Genomic DNA, 22,226 nt, shown 5'->3' with positions numbered 1-22,226 from the left:
GGTTTTTGTTTTTTATAATTATTGACGAGTTTGATGATTGAGATTATTATGCCGATAGCACCTTAAGTCAAAAGGAGACCAGGATGTCAAGAAAAAAACGTGTTCCAATTTGGGGCGTTCGCGGAAATAATGTCAGTTTTAGTACACAAATAGAGTGCAGTACGGAGAAATTTACACTTGAAGAGTTAAAATATTTTGTAGAACTTGCTTTTAATTTTGGAATAAGCCCTTTAACGCGTATAGAATTTTCAGATTTTAATGGAAAAAGTGGGTATTATTATAATACTCATGGGCTATATTTTTATGTAGATTCTCAAACACCATTGGGTGAAAGTGTTTATGGTACCAAGCGAGTTTTTTGCTCTTTATATATGCTGGACTTGGGGACATTAAACGATTTTATCGAAACCGCAGTAAATACTGCGTGTGAAAGAGAAGCACGTGTTTATATACTTGGAGGGGATAATAGATATTGTATTCAACCAGATATAGATAACATTGAGAGAATTAGAGTAGAAGTTCCCTTGGAGTAAAGTATAACCGCCCGAAACAGGGCGGTTTTGATTTGTGTTTTTAAAGTTATATGTTAGTATCTTTTTAGCACATATAAAGGAGAATAATGAGAAAGCTTGTGTATACGATTTGTTTTTCGCTTTTAATTTCAGCATGTAGTTTAAGTGTAAAAAGCGTGCCCCTAAGCACAACAACTGAGTCTCCCGATACAACGACCACTGAGGAAGTTGAAAATCTTGTAATTGAAGGAACACCTGAACAAAAAGCCGTTATTATCTCATCTATCATAACAGATGAGTCTGAAGGTCTTTTGAAGGTTGTAAGGGCTGATGTGCCTCTTCATGGGCAGACTTCCGCGGGCTATGATTATTACGGCGCGCATTATCGTGTTGTCGTTTTGGACTCAGTTCATAACTTGAGCTTAGAGCAGGTGCAAGAAATAAATTATCTTGTAGCTAAAATATTTGAGTTGACAACAAAAGAGATACTTGAGGATAGTACCAACATAACCCACATGGGTGTACAGGTGCTTTATCCAGAAATATGGTCGCTTGGTTTTGCGGGAACAGACAGCGCTGATCCTTCAGCCGTGTACGTTGCATCTCGCAGAGATCTTTTAGAAGTTTTAAGAAGTAATCTTACTACAACAGAAAAATTTCTTTCCGTGGCTCAGAAAGAAAAAGTCTTTATAATACGCGAATCGCAACTGCAAGAATAATAGTAGCCACTTTTAAGCACAGTTTAATACTGTGCTTTTTATTTTTTAAAATATGTATTTATTATTGTATTAATTTTTTATTTTTGGTATATTCTATATGGTTCTTTAACAAAGAAAGGAATCCCGAAATGAGTTTTCTCAAACGCTTTAGAAAAGAGTTTGAAGAGCCTCCTTTGGCTCTTACTTTTGATGATATATCGCTGATGCCCTCAGATATTTCTTACTCCAGCTCCAGAAGAGATGAAGACATAAGTCTTAAAACCCAAATCTCAAAGAATATTACCCTAAATATCCCTCTTATGGGGTCTTATATGCCCACAGTTAGCGGTGAAAAAATGGGCATTACGTTACCCCAGCTGGGTGGTATGGCATGGATGCCGCGTTCGCCCGAGCAGTTGCGTCAAGTGCAGGGCGTTAAGCGCCATGAAAATAAAATAATAGAAGAGCCGTATAAGATATCCCATACAGCTACTGTTGGCGATGTTCAGCAGCAGCTAAAAGTGCTGGGTGTTGGAGCTTTGCTTGTTATGGAGGGCAGTAATCTTGTGGGACTTGTTTCAACAAGAGATGTTGATTTAAGGGAAGACTACAACCTTCCTGTAACAGAGGTAATGACTTCAAGAGATATGCTTGTCACTTTAGACCCCAGAGGGTTAAGCGAGGATGAAATAACAAGAAAAGCTGTTGAGCTGTTTATAGAACATAGGTTAGAAAAAATTCCTCTTGTATCTGATGATTATGTCTCCGGACTTGTCAGCAAGAAAGATGTAAAGAAGATGCAAAACAAGCTTGCTGTTCGCGATAAAGACGGACATTTGATTGTTGGGGCAAGTGTAGGATTGAGCCGTAAAGAAAATAACGACCTTGATTTGGATGCTTTGGTGGAGCAAACCGCAAAGTTGCTTGATGTTGGAGCTGATATAATCGGCCTCGCTATTGCCAACGCGTATTTAAATGATGCAATTATTGCTGTTGAAGCTTTGCGAAAAACCTTTCCCGATATGGACCTCGCGGCCGGATCAGTTACTGAGTATGAGGGCACAAAGCGTCTTTTTGACGCAGGTGCTGATACTGTTTTGCTGGGAATTGGACCGGGGTCTATTTGTGAGACAAGAATCGTAGCGGGTGTTGGGGTTCCTCAGTTTACAGCCATTAGGCTAGCCCAAAAAGCGGCGCGTGAAGAGGGTAAGTTTCTTATTGCCGACGGAGGCATAAGCGAGCCCCACCACTTGAACAAGGCACTGTTTGCCGGTGCAAGCGGAGTTATTTTAGGCAATGTACTTGCCGGTACGGACGATTCTCCCGGTGAAAAAGAGAGAGCGGGAAATACCTGGGTTAAAATACACAGGGGACTTGCCTCTGATACGGAAAAAAAGAATTTTGACGCGATGAATAACCGATCAAGAGAAGTGGACCCGAACAATCTTTACGAATATGTGTATAAGCATGTTGAAGCAGAAGGTGTTGAGAGCGGTTTTACGGCCTATAGAGGAGATACTGTCAACGCGGTTCGGCGCATAATCGGTGGACTGAGAAGTTGCATGACCTATATGGGCGTTAAAGACATCCCAAGTCTTTGGAAGAGGTGTGATGAGGGCAAATATGTTCGCGTTACACCGGCAGGCAGCAGAGAAAGCAACCCACATGACCTTTTAAGTTTTCATACATGAACCTTTTAACCCCGCCATTTATGGCGGGGTTTTTGTTTGTTTTTGGCAAATTAAGCAATTTTATAAAAAATAGTCAATATTTACAGGGGGTAAATATAAATGCAATAATAACGACAGCTATTTGACAATCGAAAGGAGACGATATGAGCAACATAACAGAGGTTAGTCAAAAAAACTCTGAACGATATTTGGCGCTTTCAAGACTTGATTATCCTGCACATGGCGCTCGCGTTGGTCTTTGGAAACTGGGTGCAAAAATTGCGGAAATAGAACGTCCGAATTACATATATATTGCCGGTGGATTGATTTCACACGAAGGCGTAAGGGACAGAATTAATTCTGCTACAGAAGCGGCAATTGAAGAACAAAAAGCAAAAAAGGAGTTTATGAAAACTCTTCCTGTGTCTGAGCGTGTCCCTGTACCTACTCAGGTAGAGGTTAGGGCTACGGTTCGTGAGCGGGTATTAGATGAAATAGCCCAGGAGTTGGCAGATGCACTTCCTGTTTTTCCTGGTAATGGGAAAAGAGGCAAGCCGCTTAAGATATATATTACAACTTCTCGCGCTAACAACTATGACGGATCGCATGGTCCCGATGTAGCAGACCGGCTACAGAAAATTCGCAGAGATGTTATTTTCTGGGATCGTGAAAGTTCCAGGTTTAAGGCAAAATATATATTTTCCTATCTTAAAAATAAGATGCAAGTGCCCAAGGTTCTGTGGAACCTTAACCCTGTAAAAGGGTCTTGGCGTAGTGAATATTACGCCACGTCTGCTCAACGCCTTGTCTTTGATAAAGTTAAGCAGACTTCTCAGGGCCTTCCTGATATTTGGACCATAGGTACAGGCGCTTCGGCTATCAACAAGCCGGCAGGTGGAGAATCCTCACGTCAGATGATAACCATACCGGGCCTTCATAGGTTGCAGGAAATTAATACATCTGAAAACCAGATAGGAGTTGTTGTTGTTGAACTTTCTGATGGTAAATCGCCTTCATCGGTTAGAACTTACAACTTTAAGGATTTGGTCGCGCAGGAAAGAGAATTTATTCGGGCGCCTAAAGGCCTTGAGGATGACGATTCTTTAACTAAATATGAGCGGGACCAGCGTGCCCGTCAAAGAGCTATTTTCGAAGAAGTTGTAAACAACATACCTACAATTGGTATGCTTGAAGATGCTCTTCCGTGGAGAAGGCAAACTATTGAAAGAGATATTGAACATTACAACGCTCAGGGTTTTAAGCCCGCTATTGTGCAGGATGAGAGTTCCGGTAAATACAATATTAGTTATGAATGGCTTCAGCATAAGCTACGATATCCGGCGCCTGATTTCAGTAAACTTGTTGAGGATTCGTCTGTTTCGTACAGCTGTATCCATGCGGGGTACAGGACTTCGCAGTACAAGTGGTTCCTGGAAAGGACTGTTAGCACCATTCTTGAACGAGGCATACAGTCTCTTGTTGGTTGCGGTGACTTTATTGCCGGACTTAAGCATAACCTTGATTTTCGCGGGGAGCTTCTTCCCGGAGCTAATAACTACAACATTCAAGAGGAGTTTGCAGCTCGTTTAAACGCGGCTGTTATGGTTAGAGTTTTTCGTGAAAGATTTGATGTCTGCCTTGCGCGCAAACGCAAAACACCGGATGAAAAAACCATGAGAGAAATGGTCAACAGCGCGTTGATTCACTTCTACTATACCGCGGGTAATCACGATGCCTGGGTGGAAGACGATGGTTATACCACGCTTAGTAAATTTAATGATACTTTGAAGGCGTATGTTGTGGAAGGAATACAAGACCATCTTGCAGACCGTGGCTTCGGCCTTAAGGGTTTGCGGGGTATTGTAGAAAATCATCTGCATTATGGCGGAGAGCACGCATTTCCCTCAGGGATAACCATGAGTATTCGCCATCCGCGCCAGGGAAGAATGAAAACCTTCTCCGGTAAGGCACAGCAGACTCTTGCTGCAACCGAGGGGCAAGTTGTTTATATTGGAAACTTCCATGTCGGTATTGCTGTGCATGAGTGGCATCCTGAGCTTCGCCAACGCGTTGCCATGCAGGAAGGTACTATTGCTACAGGTACTGATTTTGAAAATCATATGAACAAACTTGTTGATAATGAGTTTGGTGTGTTGCGTGTCTGGTCAGATCCGGATACCAACTACATTTTCAAAACCGAGGTTATATGGGAAAGCCCACAACCTGAAGAGGTTATTAACTATAAAGACAGAATAACTGTTAAGGAGATAATGAAAAATCTGGATATTTAATATCAACTTTAGATATTCTTAGTTGTTTGGTAAAAACCCCCGTTTAAAACGGGGGTTTTTGTTTTAAGGGGATAATATAGCTTGCAATAGGAAAAATATAAGTGTTAGCATTATAGTAGAACTTTTAAACGTAAGGAGGCATTATTGAGCAGGAGAAAATCCGGTAGAAAATCTTCTGGTTTTACACCAAAAACTCCGACAACCTCAAGCCACCACCTTCGTCCTCGTTCACGCGGTGGTGCTGATAAAAAAGACAATAATGACCAGAATGGAAACTTGAGATTTCCCGGTCATGAGGCAAACGAAATACGTCTTCACAATAAGACAAAACACAGGCCGTTGCACGATCTTTTTAATAACGACAGGTTAAGCGAAGTTTTAGCAAAACTACTGTTTTGCTGGGAAACAGTAAACCCCAATGTTGAAGAAAATGAACCAAATACTTGGCCTGAAAGATTGGGATTTAAAAAACGAAAGAAGGCATGGAGCATTTTGTTTAACCCTAATATTAAACAGATTACCGCCACGGAGCACTTGCTTAAAGAATTTGTACACACAGAGGAAGACATGCAGCTTTGCGTGTCTGTTCTCAAATACGCCTTAAAGTGCAATATTGTTAACCAGTCAGATTTTGACAGGTGTTTGAACATTATGAAAAATAATGGGAATTAATTATAATTCCCATATTTTTTTTCCAGCATATTGAAGATACCGCAATTTAACTTATGAAAGTACTAAAATATTTTATATTAAGCATTTTAGCATTAAACCTTATGACATTGGGTCTTTTTGGTATGTTCGCATATGATATCTCAAAAGCGCACAGAATTGACGCTGTAGTTGAAGTAGAGCAAGGAATGGGGTTGCAGGACATAGCACAGGTCTTAAAAAAAGAAAACGCAATAAAAAACAGCACCAGCTTTACCCTGTACGCTTTAATAGAAGGCAAGGCAAGTAGTTTAAAGGCGGGAGTTTATAAATTTAACTCGGATTTAAGCGTTAAAGATATAGCGCAGCGCATGGAAGAAGGTGCTACACACCAGTTCGTGCGCGTTACTATTCCCGAAGGTTTTAGAAAAGAGCAAATTGCAGCCCGGCTTGAAAGCGAAGGGGCCATAGAGGACGGGGAAGAGTTTTTGAACTTTGTAAATATGTCTACGAGTAAAACCGTTGATTTATATGATGGTGTAGGGTTTTTAAATAATATTGAGGCCGATTCTTTAGAGGGGTTTTTGTTTCCTGATACTTATGAATTTTCTATAAATTCCTCGCCACAGGTAGTGCTTGGAAGATTTTTAAATAATTTTGCCGTAAAAACAGAAGACCTGAACATAGATTACGACACCATAATTATAGCGTCTCTGCTGGAGCGAGAGGTGCAGACAGAAGAGGATATGAAGCTTGTTTCGGGTGTTATTCGCAATCGGCTAAACATAGGCATGGCACTGCAAGTGGACGCTACCTTGGCGTATATTACAGGAAAGGATACGCCGCAACTTACAAATGCCGATAAGCTTATAGATTCGCCTTATAATACGTACCTTTACAGAGGACTGCCTCCCGCGCCCATAGCAAACCCCGGCCGTCAAACAATAGAGGCGGCTCTTAATCCAACTCCAAACAATTACTTTTATTATCTCAGTGACCTGGAAGGGAATACTCATTTTGCCGAAACTCTGGACATGCACAATGAGAATAAAGTTAGATATTTGAGATAAGTTGACAAAATCTTTTATTTTGCTAAAATAATTAGTGCCTGTTGGTTTCGTTTTTGTCTGACACCCAGCCAAAACGAACCAGCAGGTCCACAAATTTAAAAGGTCGCAGACAGTAGGTATCTTTTGAGAGTAAAACCTACCGAGATAAACTACAGCGTAATTTATTTGCGCTGGGTATGTATGCGGCTCATAAGGCCGCTTTTATATTCTATTACGTTCGCAAATGGCTAAACGGTCAAATGGCTAAATGGTTGATTTTTAAACCTTAACCACCTAACAATGTAGCTATATAACCATTTTTACGAGCGTAGCAAGTAAAACTATGGCAATTACCAGACAAAAAAAAGAAGAAGTAGTAAAAGATATAAGCAAAGAATTAGAGGCATCTAAAGTTGTTATCTTTACAGATTTCAAAGGTATGGACACGCCTTCCATATTAAGATTGCGTAATGAAGTTCGAGAGAGTGGAGGCAGGTATGTGGTTGTTAAAAAATCTCTGTTAAAGAGGGTTTTAGATGAAAAAAAGATTGAAGGCATTAATCCTATTGATATGGAGGGACAGGTTGCCGTAGCTTTTGGAATGAGTGATGCGGTTGCAACCGCGAAAGTAGTAAATACCATACGCAAAGAGCTGGAAAAACCGGCAATTATAGCCGGACTAATGGATGGCAAGGTGCTGGAAATGGATGAGGTTATACAGCTTGCATCCTTGCCGGGAAGAGATGAGCTTTTGGCTAAGCTTGTGGGTAGTATTAATGCTCCGATAAGCGGATTTGTAAATGTACTCGGAGGTACTTTACGAAGCCTGGTCTATGCTCTTAACGCAATTAAAGAACAAAAAAATTAATTAAGCTCACTTCGTTTAAACCGCGGATTAATGCGGATAAAAGCAGATAGATGCGGATGTTATCAGCATAAAATCCGCAAAATCAGCATATATCAGCGGTTAATGTGAGGCGAAGTGAATCCCTAGGCCGAAGGCCGGTGGCTAGACGTAAAGTCGCCATCCCGGCACAGCCTAGGGAGATGGCGGCCCAAAGGGCTTAGCCACAAAACTATGACAGAAGAAAAAAAAGACGTGTCCGCCGAAGCTTCGGCGAAGGCGGAAGAAACAAAAGAAGAGACAAAGGAAGTGGAGGTTCCCAAAGAGTTTAAGGACCTTGTAGAAAAGATAGAAAAAATGACAGTTCTCGAATTGTCAGAGCTTGTGAAGGTTCTTGAGGATAAGTTCGGAGTTTCATCCGCAGCCCCTATGATGATGGCTGGAGCACCGGCAGCAGGTGGTGATGAAGGAGGAGACGATGATAGCGGTATTGTAAGTGTAGAACTTACAGATGGTGGAGGAAACAAGATAGGTGTTATTAAGGCAATTCGTGGCGTAGTTCCCGAACTTGGACTAAAAGAAGCAAAAGATATGGTGGAAAGCGCCCCCCAGATTATAAAGGAGGGTGTAGAAAAAGCTGAAGCGGAAGAGATTAAGAAGCAGTTGGAAGAAGCAGGAGCAAAGGTAAGCTTTAAATAGTTGGAAATTTATCTTTTGGCGTATCTCTGCGTTGCGGCTTGCGGTACTCGACAACGTACCATAGTTGTACGTCTTACTCCGTTCCTCGTCCACGCCTTGACCTACGCCAAAATCTGAAAATTTCCTTATCTAGCAAAACAGCCCAATTTTGGGCTGTTTTTGTTTACATTTTTAAACAATAATGATATATAATAGAATAGCTAATAAGCTGAAAGCTAATAGCTATAAGCTAATATGAGCCAGCAAGCTTTGGAAAAATTATTTGATTCGCCCGCCAAACTTCGTCTTTTGAAGTTGTTTTTGCGCAATCCGGATGATAAGCTCACCCTTAAAGAGTTAAAACGAAGAACTCTTTTAACTGCTCCCGCGATTAACAAACAACTTAAGGATTTTAAAGATATAAAATTTATATCCGCAAGTAAAAGAAAAGGTGAAAAATTATATTATTTAAACCACAAGTTCGTTTTACTTAATGAACTGCAGGAACTTATTTTAAAATCATCTCCCGCGGACCAGGAAAAGATGCTGGAAAAGATTAAGGGTCTGGGAAGGATTAAGCTCGTAGTTTTATCCGGGATGTTCATAAAACCTCAGAGGGAAGATTTGCGCACTGATCTGTTTATGGTGGGGGATTCTATTAACGAAAAAAAATTAAACGTTTTTATTAAGAATGTGGAAGCTGAAGCAGGAGCGGAGCTTTATTATACAGTTTTAACTTCCGAAGAGTTTTCATATAGATATAAAATGTTTGACCGATTTGTCTTGGATATACTTGAGAAACCACACAAGAAGTTGGTTAATAAATTGATCAGATAACAGTAAGCAGGAAACAGTGTCGCCTGTTGACAGTTTTTGATATTGTGTTAAAATATGATTGTTCGAAACTGGAATACCATAGAAAAAGGAGGTGGAAGATGAAGATGGTTTTAGTTTCATATGTATTTTTTGCAGGACTTGGATTGGGCACCGGCATTTACGGCTTATTAACTAGGGAAGTCACTCCCTCTGTGATAGCTGTATCCTTCGCCTCTTCTTTAATGAGTACATTATTTACACTTGTTCAGATAGCAAAGCACTAAAGCACTTTAAAGAAGAAAAAAGCACAGTTTAATACTGTGCTTTTCTTTTTTAAATACTTATATGCTATCATTACTTATTATGAGAAAAGATGTTGCTATTGTATTATTGTCACTTGCGGTACTTGGAGCGGGTCTCTTTTTTTATGCCGTATCCGGTCCGGGGAATGTAAATACAGATGATGTTATTTCAATTCAACACCCCGCGCCCTCTGTGGGAAATGTTTTTATAGCTCAAAAAAATATTCCTCCAAAACCGATACCCGACCCGGGACAAGTTAAAGCGATACATTTATCCTATGGTACATATAACAGCTCTCGTTTTTCAGATATACTTGCTGAAATTGAAAACTCCGAAGTTAACGCGATTATTTTTGAAATGAAAAACCCTGTTGGCTGGGTCGCGTTAGATGACGATTTTCACGTAAGCGTTTTAGAAGAACTTTTACCGGAGCTTAACAGACGGGGAATTTATACAATTGCGAGAATGGTTATATTTCAGGATCCGGTAGTAGTAGGGCAAAATCCGGATTTTGCAATAAAAAATTCTGCAACCGGAGGTCCATGGGCGGATTACAAGGGTGTTGTTTGGGCTGATCCTACAAATAAGGCCGTGTGGGAATATAATGTTGATATTGCAAAAAAAGCTTTGGATGTAGGTTTTAATGAGATAAATTTTGATTATATACGATTCCCGACAGACGGGCCTCTTTCTTTGGTTCAATATTCTAACTTGGACGAGTTTGGAACACGAGAAAATACAATAGTAAACTTTGCAAAATATGCCAAAGAAGAGCTTGGAATAAACTCAGTTTTGTCAGTTGATGTTTTTGGTATAACATTTATAGGCGACCAGAAGGTGATAGGGCAGAGCATCGCAAAGCTTGCGCCCTACGTGGATGTGATAATGCCGATGCCATACCCTTCGCACTATCCCGACGGTTTTATAGGGTACGCGAATCCGGCGGACCATCCTTATGAAATAATGCACTACACAATGGAGCTTGGTATGAAAAAACTTGAAGGCCACAATGTAATAGTGCGTTCATGGTTGCAGGATTTTGATTTAGGAGCTTTTTATAACGACCATGAAATAAAGGAACAGATAAGGGCGGTTGAAGAATTTGACATGGAGGGGTGGGCGTTATGGAATGCCTCAAACCGCTATACGTGGAGTGCAGTAAGGTAGTTTTTGCGATTTCCTATTTGGCGCATTGCGTTGTCAGCGGCTGTGGTGCTCAACGACGTAGTTATCACCTACGTCTTATTCCGCTCCTCGCCGCTTCCTAACACTGCATCCAAATATCAAAATCGCTTAAGATTTTTAATTCGCCAATGTGGGCGGATTTTTATTTTTGACAAAATTTAGAATTTAATGTATTATTTCTCTAGTTTGTTAAGGAGGTGTATGTAATGAAGTTTTGGATTTGGGTTGCAACATTAGGTGTTAGCTATATCTCTTTTTCTGTTTGGTTAGTAGTATTTTTGCTTCAGATTGTAAACAATGAAGCTATTCTAGGAAGTTCTTTGATGCTTATTTTCAGCTTAGGGCTCATTGGAAGGTCCCTTTTGGGTATAAAGAAATACCGTTACGAAGATATAAGTATATTGGGCTAACATATTTCAAGCTCCGTTAATTCGGGGCCTTTTGTTTTAATGCACAAACCGGTTTGTGCATTAAAAATTATGGACAAAGTTGGTAATTTAGCATATAATCTGGGCAGTTGTTTTTACAAAAGAAAGGAGGTGTTTAAATTGAGTGAAGAGATTACACTTCGTACTGTTCAGCATGTTCGCGACTGGGAAGAACTACAGCGTGTTGGTATATTGCGCAGGAACGAGGTTGATTTTCCAGGACGCTTTAGTGTGAAAGGCGAGTTACTTGATTTATATCTGGGTAAAACTCAGCTTGCCTATGCCTTTATGGTTAACCAGATGCGCAAGAGGATTGCGGGGTGTTCTGTTCAGTATCCAATTTGGGCCTGGTACAAGCACTTGTCATTGTCAAATTTAACTACATCTCCGATACACAGCTGGCTATATAAAGGAGAAGGTATAAGTATTGAATTTAAGATTTCGCGCGATAAGGTCTTGTTGTCCGATTTGCAGCCATGGTCTAAAGTGTTGAGCAATGACTATATTGCCCTCGACTCTGAAGAGTATAGTGAATTTAAAAAAAGAGAAAAAAAATATAAAAACGACCCTGTTTTAGGAAAAGAGATAGAAGCGGAAATAGTGAAGAGTTGGGAGAGAGTATTTGATCTTGAGGCAATAGAAACTTCAGATTATCACACCTACGGAGGTGTTTATGTACAGGCATGCGTTGAAGAGATACGCAAAGAGCAAGTAGTTCTTGTTGAGAGTTTACAACCCCGTTTTTGATAACGGGGTTTTTGTTTTAAATCTGTAGAAAGATTATCCACATATAAGGTGTTGCATAGTGTAGCTATTGTGGGTTAAAATGGTAAGTATAGAACGAATTGTGGATAAAAGTGGGGATAACTAAGCCGTTCTGGGGATAACTGTATGCTTTTAGGAGAATTTACACACAATATAGATACCAAGAAAAGACTGGCTATACCGGCTAAATTTCGTAAAGAGGTTGGCAGAAGCGTTGTTATAACAAGAGGTTTAGATAACTGTTTGTTTATTTTTACAAAACCTGAATGGAAGAAACTGGCTGACAAAATAGGTTCTCTTCCGTTGGGACAGAGCGACGCAAGAGGATTTGCACGCTTGATGCTCGCAGGTGCTATGGAGGTTTCGGTAGACAACCTTGGAAGAATATTGATACCTGATTATCTGAAAAGTTATGCATCATTAAAAAAACAAGTTGTAGTTACAGGAGTTTACAACAGAATAGAGGTTTGGGACGAGAAACTTTGGAATATGTACAAAAGCAAGAGTGAGAAAAATGCGGGGGACATAGCTGAAAGATTAGGGGATTTGGGGGTTTAGTTTATAGCTTCGCTATGCAACCTCTCGAAGTACCAGATGTTCTTCTCTTCCTAAATCCTAAATCCTAATTTTATGAGCCTGCCTGCGTACCAACCGGCACGTAAACCGGCAGGCAGGCGAAGCGAATCCCGACGCTATAACAAAATCAAAGATTTTGATAGCGTCGAGGATCCACGATACCGCAAGCGAATCAAAGATTCGGGCGGTATCGGGACAAAAATATGCCAGTACATATACCAGTTTTTTTAAATGAAATATTGGAAAAGTTTTCTCCCAGGGAAGGGGAGTGGTACATAGATTGCACAACAGGAGAAGGGGGGCATAGCCTGGCTATTGCCAAGCTGGTAGCTCCTCACGGAAGAGTTCTTTCAATAGATGCAGACCCTCATTCTCTTGAAGTCTTTAAAGAGAATGTAAAAAGGGAGGGTTTAGAGAATGTCGTAATTCCGCGAAATGGAAATTTTGCTAATGTGGCTGAAATTGCGAAAGGGAATGATTTTGTGAGACCGAACGGAATACTCTTTGATCTTGGATTTTCTTCCTGGCAGTTAGAAAAGAGTGGAGGAGGATTCACCTTTCAAAAGAACGAAGCTCTGGATATGCGTTTTGATCGCAAAGATGAAGAGTTGCAAACAGCGGGAGATATTGTTAATCATGCCCCCCGCGAGTATTTGGAGCACATTTTTCGTGAATATGGTGAAGAGGGAAGGGCGCATCAGATAGCCGAAGCCATTATTAAAGAGAGGCGGATGAAAGAAATAGAAACTACAGGGGATTTGGTAAATGTAGTTTCTACAGTAATACCTTTCAGGGGCAGGATAAACCCCGCCACCAAAGTCTTTCAGGCATTAAGAATAGCTGTGAATCGTGAGTTGGAAAGCATAGAACACGGACTTGAAGGCGCTTTATCTATAGCAGGTAAAGGAACAGTGATAGCCGTGATAAGCTTTCACTCTTTAGAGGATAGAATAGTTAAGCAGACTTTTAAAAAATGGGCAACAGAAGACAGGGGAGAAAATTTAACAAAAAAAGTAATAAAGCCTCAGTATGAAGAAGTGAAACGCAACCCCAGAAGCCGTAGTGCAAAATTAAGACTATTTAAAGTTTAAAAAAATGAATAAACTAAAAACAATCAACCTACCTGTAGCAGTTCTTGTCTTAATAGCGGGAATATTGTTTGTAGTTTACGCGCTTTTGGCCGCCAACGCGCTCAGGGTGGAGTACGCCACAGAAGACATGAACGACAGGGTTAAAGAAGCGAGAAAAGAGGTAGGCCAACTGAGAATAGATTTGAGCGAAGTTAGTTCACTTGATTATGTACTTGAAAGAAGCGACTCTCTTTCGTATACTGAGGTTCAGAATGTAAGTTATATAGAAAGACCTTCAGATTCTCCTTTTGCCGCAAGGTAATAGTATAAAAATTGGCTTTGTATGGTTAATAAAAATAATAAAAAGAGGAAAGGTAAAACCTCTACGGTTGATACCTTGTCATTAAACTGGCGTATATATACGCTTTTTCTTATTTTTACGCTAATTAGCGCGGGTCTTCTGTTTCGTCTTTATGATCTTCAAATAGTAAAGGGTAAGTATTATACAGCGTTAGCTCGCGGACAGGGTGTTGATGTTGAAACCAATATTCCGCGCGGGGAAATATATTTTCAGGATAATGCGGGTGAAGGTGTGTATATAGCAGCGGCAAATAAGGAGCTGTTTGTAGCTTACGCAGATCCGAAAGAGGTTTCTGATGAGAGGCTTGTATTGGATAAAGTATCCGAAGCAGTTATTGTACCCACAGAAGATGAGATAAAAATATTGGAGAGATTGCAGAATAAAAATTCATCATACGCGCTTATAGCGAGAAATCTAACAGAAGAACAATCAACAAAATTGAGGGAAATGAAGCTTCCCGGTGTATATACTCGTGTAGAGCTTTTACGTTATTATCCAGCCGGAGAGGTTGCAGCTCATGTTTTGGGTTTCCTCGGTTTTAGCGGCTCTGATCGCACGGGGCAATATGGGGTGGAGGAATATTACAATCCTCTTTTAGCGGGAAGTGCTCAGAATAACTCACTTTTGGGAAATTTATTTTCTTTCGGTGGTGAAAATTCTACAGATGTTGAACTCACCATAGATTACGGAATACAGTTTGTGGTTGAGAAAAAATTAGAGGAAGTTGTTAACAGGTATGATGCGGTTAGCGGTACGGCTATTTTTATGGATCCTAAAACCGGAGCAGTTATAGCTATGGCAAATTTTCCTGACTATAATCCAAACACGTATAACGAAATAGAGGACATACATGTTTTGCACAACAATGCCGTTCAATCTGTTTACGAATTAGGTTCAGTTTTTAAGCCCATAACTCTTGCCGCGGCTATGGATGGGGTAGTAATAACTCCGCAAACTACCTATGTTGATACCGGCAAAGTGGAATTGAGCGGATATACCATAAGAAATTCAGACCTTAAAGCGCATGAAGAGCAGACAATGACACAGGTTATGGAGAAATCTTTAAATACCGGTGTTGTTTACGCGCAACAGGAATTGGGAAAAAAGAAATTCAGAGAGTATTTAGAAAATTTTCAATTACATAAAAAAACAGGTATTGATTTACCCGGAGAGGTGGAAGGTAATATTAAAAATATACAAAACACCAATAGAGACATTAATTTTGCTACAGCTTCTTTTGGACAGGGCATTAGTCTTTCTCCCATAAGATTTCTATCTTCTATATCCGCAATTGCGAATGGCGGAGTTATGATGAAACCTTATGTTGTTAAAAAGATAGTAACTGAAAATGGCAGTAGGGACACAGTGCCCGAGGAGGCGGGTCGTCCTATTTCAGCCATGACTGCCTCTCGCATTACAGCAATGATGGTTAGCGCTGTGGATAATGGATATGGTTCAAAAGCGGCAGTGCCGGGATACTCAATGGCGGGTAAAACAGGTACAGCACAAATTCCAAATGAGGGAAGTGCGGGATATTCCAGTAAAACACTACACTCTTTTGTGGGATTTGTTCCCGCTTACGATCCTAAGTTTATAGGAATTATCATAATGAATGACCCAAAGGGAATCAGGTTTTCATCTGATTCGGTGGCCCCCACGTTTCGGGACATATCGTCTTTTATTCTGCAGTATTATAAAGTGCCCCCTAAGTAACAACTGAAATTCATTTAGCGGAGTGAATATTTTCCATAGCCTAGGCCTGAAGAGTGAAATGCACAGGTGTGCATGAACGATGAAAACGAAGGATATGGAAAATATACACCCGCCCTACGGGAAGCACAGGAGTAAGCCACCTTCTAGTCAGTCGGGCATTGAAGTAGATAAACTACTCCTTCGCCCTCGCTTCGCGAATCTGACTCATTCCTGTGTTTCTAAAGCGTATTTCAGTTGTTACTTAGGGGGCTACCCCCCTAAGTAACAATTTAGTTTTTGTGTATTAATGAAAAAGATTTTGGTCCGCCAACTGCTTAAAAAGTATAAACCCCGTCTGGTTGTTGTTTTTGGGCGTTATGGACGTCAAGAGACAAGGAGTGCTGTGCAATTGGTTATAAGCCGCCATTTTCGCTCTTTTGACTCTTCTGAGGATAGGTTTTTTAGTGAGTTTTACGAAAATTTAGGAGGATTTTTTGGAATATTGATATTTTTGTTTTTGAAAGGCGACTTTCCTCAGTTCTGTATTATTGATGCCGATCCCGATAGTCATAATTTTGCGGAAATTAAAAAAACATTAAAAATTGATTTGGCTGTTGTTGTTGCTGTGGGTGATATACCATCTTATACAGATGTTTTCGCGGGCGCCCAAAAGAGAAGCGAAAAAATTATCCGTGAAGCCCGTAAAGCAGTTAATATGGTGTATATCCATGACGATGAAACAATTTATGACCTTGTAAGGGAAATACCCATAGCTAAAAGATCCTTTGGCTTTAGTGACGGGGCGGCAATTCGCGCTGAAAGTCCGGCAAATTGGATATATATAAAACAAAAAGTAAGTGGGGGAGTCGCGCTTAAAGTTGAACGTGACGGAAGTCTTATACCGTTTAATCTTATAAACTGTTATGGGAAGCGTAATATATACGCCTCGTTAGCCGCTTTGGGCGCCGCATTGTTTTATGACATTAATTTTGTTGACGCTACCCAGTATTTAGGAAATTATGAACCTCCCGCGCATTCGTTTACGTTACATAATTCCATTAAATCTTCAGCGCTTATTACCCATATTTTTGATGTAACTCCTCTTAGCGCTCGGGAGGCAATAGAATTTTTAGGGGAATTGCGGGAAGAAGAAGAGGTGCACAGACTTGTAATTATTTTGGGAGACGTTTTTTTGCGCGCTAACGCGGAATCCGAAGGTTTGCACAGGGTTTTAGGTGAATTGGCAGCTCACAATGCAGATGAACTTATATTGGTAGGCGATAAGGTTATTTTTACCGAAGAAGAGGCAAAAAAATATGGCATGGAAGAGCAAAAGATTTCAAGATTTATCACAGCAGAAGATGCGGGTCATAAAATTGATAAAAAAATAAAAAAAGGTGACGCTATTTTGGTTCTGGGTTCTCATAGTGTTGAAATGGAGAAAATAGTGGAAATTCTTATAGAAAAATAAACTTGATTATTTGGCATACTTTAGTATAATCGTACTAAGAGATTACGGTCTTATCGTCTTTCAGCCCCATATTTATATTTTAAAATTAGCCCGCCCAAGAAGTAATATTCTTTGCGGTCCCATCGTCTAGTCTGGCCTAGGACGCATGGTTCTCATCCATGTAACACGGGTTCGAATCCCGTTGGGACCGCTTATTATTAAAACACAACAGATATCTGTTGTGTTTTAATTTGGGTAGGCAAATTTTAGTATTCCTTGCAGTTGCGCTGTATGTGTGGTAAAAATAATCCAGAATTTAAAGTACCTTAAAAAAGGAGGATTGAATAATGGGAATGATAGTATTCGTAGTTTATATCCTTTTTGCGTTGCCTTTTGGATTGAATCTGTATAGAAATTTGTTAAAAAAGCCCGGTTTTGGAGGTGAATTTACATCTTCTAAGAAATGGAAACGCTCTATAGTTTTATGGATTGCCGGTTGGTTATCTCTTTCACTTATACTGTGGGCATCGTCCGTATATTTGGATGTTTTATGGTTTAGCGAATTAGGGCAAGAAAACCGATTTTTCACTGTATTTAAAACAAAGTTCACACTTGCCGCGATAAGCGGATTTGCAGCTTTAACCAGTACACTCGCTTTGGGTATATGGACACGGTCTTTAATTGCTAAAACTCACAAACTTTCCAACGAGAAACAGAATGTGATAGCGCAGATGACTATTGTTGTAAGCATCTTTTTGGGATTTATTTTTTCCATTACAGTTGCCGGACAATGGGAAACAGTACTGCTTTTTCTTAATGCCGAACCGTTTGGGGTAACAGATCCCATCTTTGGAAAAGACGTGGGGTTCTATGTTTTTGCCCTTCCGTTTTTGGAAGCTATAGGCAACAGTGTTTTGTGGATTCTAATTCTTCAAATCTTTTTTGTTTTAGCGCTTGTTTACACAACGATGCCCTATGACCAAAAGAGTTATGGAATTGTAGAGAATGTGTTTAAGGGGTATGTGCTTAAAACAATGTCTCCGTTGTTTTTTACAATGTTCGGGCTTTTCGCTGCTGTTTTTGCATATAAGCGCTACTTAGTTCCGTACAACTATTTGTTTGATGATAATGGTGCTTTTTCCGGCGTAAATTACGTGGATGCAGTCCATAGAATAGGACTTAACAAAATACTTGTTGCGGTGCTATCTCTCTCTTCTATTGTATTCTTTGTCGCGCCGTTTTTGTTTCGCACAACAAAGAAGAAGATTATTGCGTTATTCGCGCCATCATCAGTAGCCTTTGCTTTTATGCTGGCCCTGCTTATAGTGCCAACGTTTGTGCAAAACATCACCGTAAAACCTAACGAGCTTGAACTTGAGCGCCAGTATATTGAATGGAACATTAAGTTTACTCAAATTGCTTATAATCTGGATAAGATAACAGTGGAAAATTACGACCCCGCTTTAGACACAGAAAGAGACGGTTCATCAAGTAAATCTCTTGATCCTAATGACGTACTCAATGAGGTGGAAACGCTTAAAAACATACGTATTGCTGATGAGCGCGCGCTTATTAACTTCTTTAGGCAGAGCCAGGAGTTTAGGAGATACTATGAATTTTCAGATGTATACGAATCTCGTTATTACATAAATGGCGAATACAGACAGATAATTATAGCCGTACGCGAGTTGAATCAGAACCTTCTTGATGCTGCCGCAAAAACCTGGGTTAACCTGCGTCTTAAATTCACGCACGGATATGGCGTGGTAATGATACCTGTAAATGAGTTTGAGGGAGGTTTACCGGTTTTATTCATGCATGATGTTCCTGTGAAAAGTTCTGTTGACGATCTTGAGGTGGTACGCGCCGAGGTTTATTTTGGAATGCGCACCAATAGCTTCGTTATTATAAACACAGAAGAAGATGAGTTTAGTTATCAAGTAGGACAGACTGTTGTTAATTCGCGTTATAGTGGCAAGGCCGGTATAGAGCTGGGAGATAAATTTAGTTTGAGGCGTTTGATTGTTGCATATCACACCGATGGTGTGAACTTGTATACATCAGATTCTATACATGCTGATTCGCGCATTATTCTGCATAGAAATGTAATGGACAGGGTAAAAAAACTTGCCCCGTTCTTAAAGTATGAAGACGACCCTTATCTGGTTGTAACGGAAGAGGGAAGGTTGATGTGGATGCTAGACGCGTACACTACAACAAATAAATTTCCTTACTCCGCTTCAAAATCAGGCATGAATTACATTAGAAATTCAGTTAAGGTGACAATAGATGCTTATGACGGCACGGTTAATTTTTACGCGTTTGATAATAGCGACCCCATACTTAAGGCGTGGCGGAACATTTTTCCGGACTTGTTTAAAGACAAGGAGGATATGCCCGCGGGTATTCTCGCGCATGTGAGATATCCCAAAAAGATGCTGCTTACACAGGCTGAGATTTACTCTGTCTATCACATGGAAAATGTTGAAACTTTTTATAAGCGCGAAGATGTGTATGATTTTGCAACGGAGAAGTACTCAAGAGAATCCACGATAAACACAAGTATGGGAGGCGTTTTAACTTCGGTATCTGAAGCAACGGTTTACGTTAGACCGTATTACGTTCTTATGAAGCTTCCCGGAAAAGATGAGCAGGAGTTTGTTTTGGGCGTGCCTTTTACACCGAAAGGACAAATGGGGCGTGAACGACTTCAACTTATAGCCTGGATGGCGGCTCGTTCTGATGGGGATAATTATGGCGATATAGTTATTTATAGATTACCCAGCCATCGTTTGATACCGGGTCCTCAGCAGGTAGAGTCATATGTTGATTCTGACGCGGAGATGTCGGCGCAAATGACGCTTTGGGACCAGAGAGGGTCTTCGGTAATTCGCGGAAATATGATAACCATACCTATCGCAGGCACGGTTTTGAATGTTGAACCCATATATATTGAGTCTAACAACTCTCCTATACCTCGTCTCCAGAAAGTAATTGTCTCAATAGGTGAATATGTTGCCTGGGGAGATACTCTTGATGAAGCGCTTGACGCACTTTTTTCTAAAATGGATTCAAGTCATGTATCTTTGCCTGATTTGCCGGCTGGTACGGATCAAAGTGTTGTCGCAACCATACTGATTCAAAGGGCCATAGACCACTTTGAAAGCTATTTAGCTTATCAGGCGGAAGGCAAAATGATTGATGCGGCCCGCGAACTGGAGAAGCATCATGAAATATTGAGACAGATAAAGAAGCTATTTTCACAAGAGTCTTCAGAGATTGATTAATGTTCTTTTTAAAAACCCCTCTACATCCTAAAGAGGGGTTTTTATTGTAAACACTGCTTCTTTGTGCTATATTTTTTACAGTAGCTTAAAAAATAAAGGAGGTTTTAAAGTGGATGATGATAAGGAATTTGAAGACAGCGAAAAATCGCCGGAACCGCCATCCGAAGATGAAAAGGACGGTTTTTGGAATAAAAGACCATCAAGTGTTAAGCTTGCATTAAAAATTGTCGGCTTATTGCTGGTTTTTACCGTGCTTGTATGGGTAGGTGTACCGGCAGGTATTATCTTTGGAATTATTATGGCTTTGTTGTTTGTTTTTTTTCTTATCAAAAAATTGAATCCCGTGAAAGATGATAAAACAAACGAAGACGGTGGTGAAGATAAAGACGATAAACAAGAAGCCATTGCAATTGAAGCCTCGCCGGATCGTAACAAAAAAGCATTAAAGAATGTTCCAAGCAGTGTTGAGATTATCAACCCTGAGGATATAGAGGTGACTTTTGATGATATTGCCGGCAATGAAGAAGCAAAGCATGAAGTTGAACAGGTAATTAAGTTTTTCAAAAAGAATAAACAGCTTGCTAAGTTCGGCGGTAAGGTTCCCAAGGGTGTGCTTTTGTACGGCCCTCCCGGTACAGGAAAGACCATGATGGCAAAGGCTGTCGCAAAGGCGCTGGGTAGGCCGTTTATTATGCCGCTGAGCTCCAGCTTCGCTGAAATTTGGGTAGGCACGGGACCAAAAAGAGTAAGAGAGCTTTTTGATACAGCAAAAGCAAATGCGCCATGCGTTGTTTTCATAGATGAAATAGACGCTCTCGGTAAAAGAAGCCAGGCTCAATCAGGTGGAGACACAGAACACAACAATACACTCAATGAGGTTCTTAAGCAGATGGATGGATTTGCTACTAGTGCTGATGTTGTGATATTCGCGGCCACTAACTTTATAGAAAACCTTGACCCCGCGCTTACGCGCCCGGGACGTCTGGATAGACATATTAAAATAGATAATCCTGACATAATCGCGCGCGAGGCCATATTTGATGTACACATGAAGAAAAAAAGCCGGATTGCGGGAATTAAGCACAAGGATATGTTTGCGGAAGATGTTAACCTCAAAGGCCTTGCCAGAAGGACTTATGGCTGCTCCGGAGCTGATATTGAAAACATTGTTAACGAAACATGTATTGCCGCGGGAGAAGCGGATGCAGACAAAGTTTCAATGCAGCACTTCATTGAATCAATTGACAGAGTAATGACAGGCACAAAGCGCAGAAACCTGCTTTCGGATGATGAAAGGGAGCGTGTGGCGTATCATGAGACAGGCCACGCCCTTACAGGCTACTTTGTACCTGAAGCTGACAATCCTAATCACATAACAATTGTGGGCAGAGATAAGTCGCTTGGACACACCATGGCGGCACCGGAAAAAGATAAACAGCTTTTCCCTCGCAAAGACCTTATCGCAAGAATAGCTGTTATGGTTGGCGGTAGAATCGCGGAGAAAATAAAATATCCGGGCACAATAAGCACCGGCGGCGCGGATGATTATGAAAAGGCAAACGATTTAGCCGAAGCCATGGTTATTAAGTACGGTATGGCCGAAAACGAAAAGCTTCAGCGCAGAATATTTCGCTCCAGTGGAAACAACACGGAGTCATTTAAGTGGTCTAACGAGGTCAAACTTCAAATAGAAGAAGAAATTGACAAGATAATTGAAACAGCGGAAATCCTGGCTCACAAAACTCTTCAAGATAATTGGAACGTAGTTGAGAGTTTTGCAGAGCACTTGCTTGAAGTGGAGACTATGGATGAAGAAGAAATCAACAAGATTATAAAGAAAGCTTTAAAAGAGCCAATGACAACCAAAGTAAGAAATATATTGCCCATAAAAACAAAACAGTAA

General features: G+C 40.5%; 20 protein-coding genes and 1 tRNA gene. All 21 read left to right on the top strand.

What is annotated here, in order from left to right:
• Positions 1–83: 83 nt before the first annotated feature.
• The 21 genes from WDZ40_02650 to WDZ40_02550 all read left to right on the top strand — a co-directional run bounded on the left by WDZ40_02650 (position 84) and on the right by WDZ40_02550 (position 22,226).
• Positions 84–533 carry a hypothetical protein gene (locus tag WDZ40_02650; protein MEX0877743.1) on the top strand — a complete coding sequence of 150 codons (450 nt, stop codon included), beginning with the start codon at positions 84–86 and terminating at the stop codon, positions 531–533.
• Between the two features lie 86 nt (positions 534–619).
• Positions 620–1,231, top strand: a complete 612-nt coding sequence (locus WDZ40_02645; GenBank protein ID MEX0877742.1) for a hypothetical protein — start codon at positions 620–622, stop codon at positions 1,229–1,231.
• Between the two features lie 128 nt (positions 1,232–1,359).
• Positions 1,360–2,901 (top strand): IMP dehydrogenase, encoded by a 1,542-nt coding sequence (locus WDZ40_02640; GenBank protein MEX0877741.1) that lies wholly within the window; start codon positions 1,360–1,362, stop codon positions 2,899–2,901.
• Positions 2,902–3,044: 143 nt separating this feature from the next.
• The gene (locus WDZ40_02635; protein ID MEX0877740.1) at positions 3,045–5,171 is read left to right on the top strand and encodes a hypothetical protein; all 2,127 of its coding nucleotides are present in this window, start codon (positions 3,045–3,047) and stop codon (positions 5,169–5,171) included.
• A 144-nt stretch (positions 5,172–5,315) separates the two neighbouring features.
• The gene (locus WDZ40_02630) at positions 5,316–5,843 is read left to right on the top strand and encodes a hypothetical protein (protein MEX0877739.1); all 528 of its coding nucleotides are present in this window, start codon (positions 5,316–5,318) and stop codon (positions 5,841–5,843) included.
• 53 nt (positions 5,844–5,896) lie between these two features.
• Positions 5,897–6,889, top strand: a complete 993-nt coding sequence (gene mltG, locus WDZ40_02625) for an endolytic transglycosylase MltG (GenBank protein ID MEX0877738.1) — start codon at positions 5,897–5,899, stop codon at positions 6,887–6,889.
• A 322-nt stretch (positions 6,890–7,211) separates the two neighbouring features.
• Entirely contained in the window at positions 7,212–7,736 is a 525-nt protein-coding gene (gene rplJ / locus WDZ40_02620; GenBank protein MEX0877737.1) for a 50S ribosomal protein L10, read from the top strand.
• A 210-nt stretch (positions 7,737–7,946) separates the two neighbouring features.
• Positions 7,947–8,411: a 50S ribosomal protein L7/L12 gene (gene rplL, locus WDZ40_02615; protein ID MEX0877736.1), complete on the top strand. Its 465-nt coding sequence runs from the start codon at positions 7,947–7,949 to the stop codon at positions 8,409–8,411.
• 234 nt (positions 8,412–8,645) lie between these two features.
• Positions 8,646–9,227: a hypothetical protein gene (locus tag WDZ40_02610; GenBank protein MEX0877735.1), complete on the top strand. Its 582-nt coding sequence runs from the start codon at positions 8,646–8,648 to the stop codon at positions 9,225–9,227.
• A gap of 98 nt (positions 9,228–9,325) precedes the next feature.
• Positions 9,326–9,490, top strand: coding sequence for a hypothetical protein (locus WDZ40_02605; protein ID MEX0877734.1), 165 nt, complete (start codon positions 9,326–9,328; stop codon positions 9,488–9,490).
• A 61-nt stretch (positions 9,491–9,551) separates the two neighbouring features.
• Positions 9,552–10,676 carry a putative glycoside hydrolase gene (locus tag WDZ40_02600; protein ID MEX0877733.1) on the top strand — a complete coding sequence of 375 codons (1,125 nt, stop codon included), beginning with the start codon at positions 9,552–9,554 and terminating at the stop codon, positions 10,674–10,676.
• Between the two features lie 224 nt (positions 10,677–10,900).
• Positions 10,901–11,104: a hypothetical protein gene (locus tag WDZ40_02595; protein ID MEX0877732.1), complete on the top strand. Its 204-nt coding sequence runs from the start codon at positions 10,901–10,903 to the stop codon at positions 11,102–11,104.
• 69 nt (positions 11,105–11,173) lie between these two features.
• Positions 11,174–11,869: a DUF3841 domain-containing protein gene (locus WDZ40_02590; GenBank protein MEX0877731.1), complete on the top strand. Its 696-nt coding sequence runs from the start codon at positions 11,174–11,176 to the stop codon at positions 11,867–11,869.
• A 144-nt stretch (positions 11,870–12,013) separates the two neighbouring features.
• Positions 12,014–12,445 (top strand): division/cell wall cluster transcriptional repressor MraZ, encoded by a 432-nt coding sequence (gene mraZ, locus WDZ40_02585; protein MEX0877730.1) that lies wholly within the window; start codon positions 12,014–12,016, stop codon positions 12,443–12,445.
• A gap of 221 nt (positions 12,446–12,666) precedes the next feature.
• Positions 12,667–13,554 carry a 16S rRNA (cytosine(1402)-N(4))-methyltransferase RsmH gene (gene rsmH / locus WDZ40_02580; GenBank protein ID MEX0877729.1) on the top strand — a complete coding sequence of 296 codons (888 nt, stop codon included), beginning with the start codon at positions 12,667–12,669 and terminating at the stop codon, positions 13,552–13,554.
• A 4-nt stretch (positions 13,555–13,558) separates the two neighbouring features.
• The gene (locus WDZ40_02575; protein MEX0877728.1) at positions 13,559–13,855 is read left to right on the top strand and encodes a hypothetical protein; all 297 of its coding nucleotides are present in this window, start codon (positions 13,559–13,561) and stop codon (positions 13,853–13,855) included.
• Positions 13,856–13,876: 21 nt separating this feature from the next.
• Positions 13,877–15,607 carry a penicillin-binding protein 2 gene (locus WDZ40_02570; GenBank protein MEX0877727.1) on the top strand — a complete coding sequence of 577 codons (1,731 nt, stop codon included), beginning with the start codon at positions 13,877–13,879 and terminating at the stop codon, positions 15,605–15,607.
• Positions 15,608–15,893: 286 nt separating this feature from the next.
• On the top strand, positions 15,894–17,057 hold the full coding sequence (locus WDZ40_02565; protein ID MEX0877726.1) for a hypothetical protein: 1,164 nt from the start codon (positions 15,894–15,896) through the stop codon (positions 17,055–17,057).
• 115 nt (positions 17,058–17,172) lie between these two features.
• Positions 17,173–17,247 (top strand) — tRNA-Glu (locus WDZ40_02560).
• Positions 17,248–17,389: 142 nt separating this feature from the next.
• Positions 17,390–20,323: a UPF0182 family protein gene (locus tag WDZ40_02555; GenBank protein MEX0877725.1), complete on the top strand. Its 2,934-nt coding sequence runs from the start codon at positions 17,390–17,392 to the stop codon at positions 20,321–20,323.
• Positions 20,324–20,384: 61 nt separating this feature from the next.
• Positions 20,385–22,226 (top strand): AAA family ATPase, encoded by a 1,842-nt coding sequence (locus WDZ40_02550; protein ID MEX0877724.1) that lies wholly within the window; start codon positions 20,385–20,387, stop codon positions 22,224–22,226.

The organism is Candidatus Spechtbacterales bacterium (genome assembly GCA_040879145.1).
GTDB lineage: Bacteria > Patescibacteriota > Minisyncoccia > Spechtbacterales > 2-12-FULL-38-22 > JAWVZY01.
Note: the sequence above shows the minus strand (reverse complement) of the source record. Positions and strands in the feature narration are given on the sequence as shown.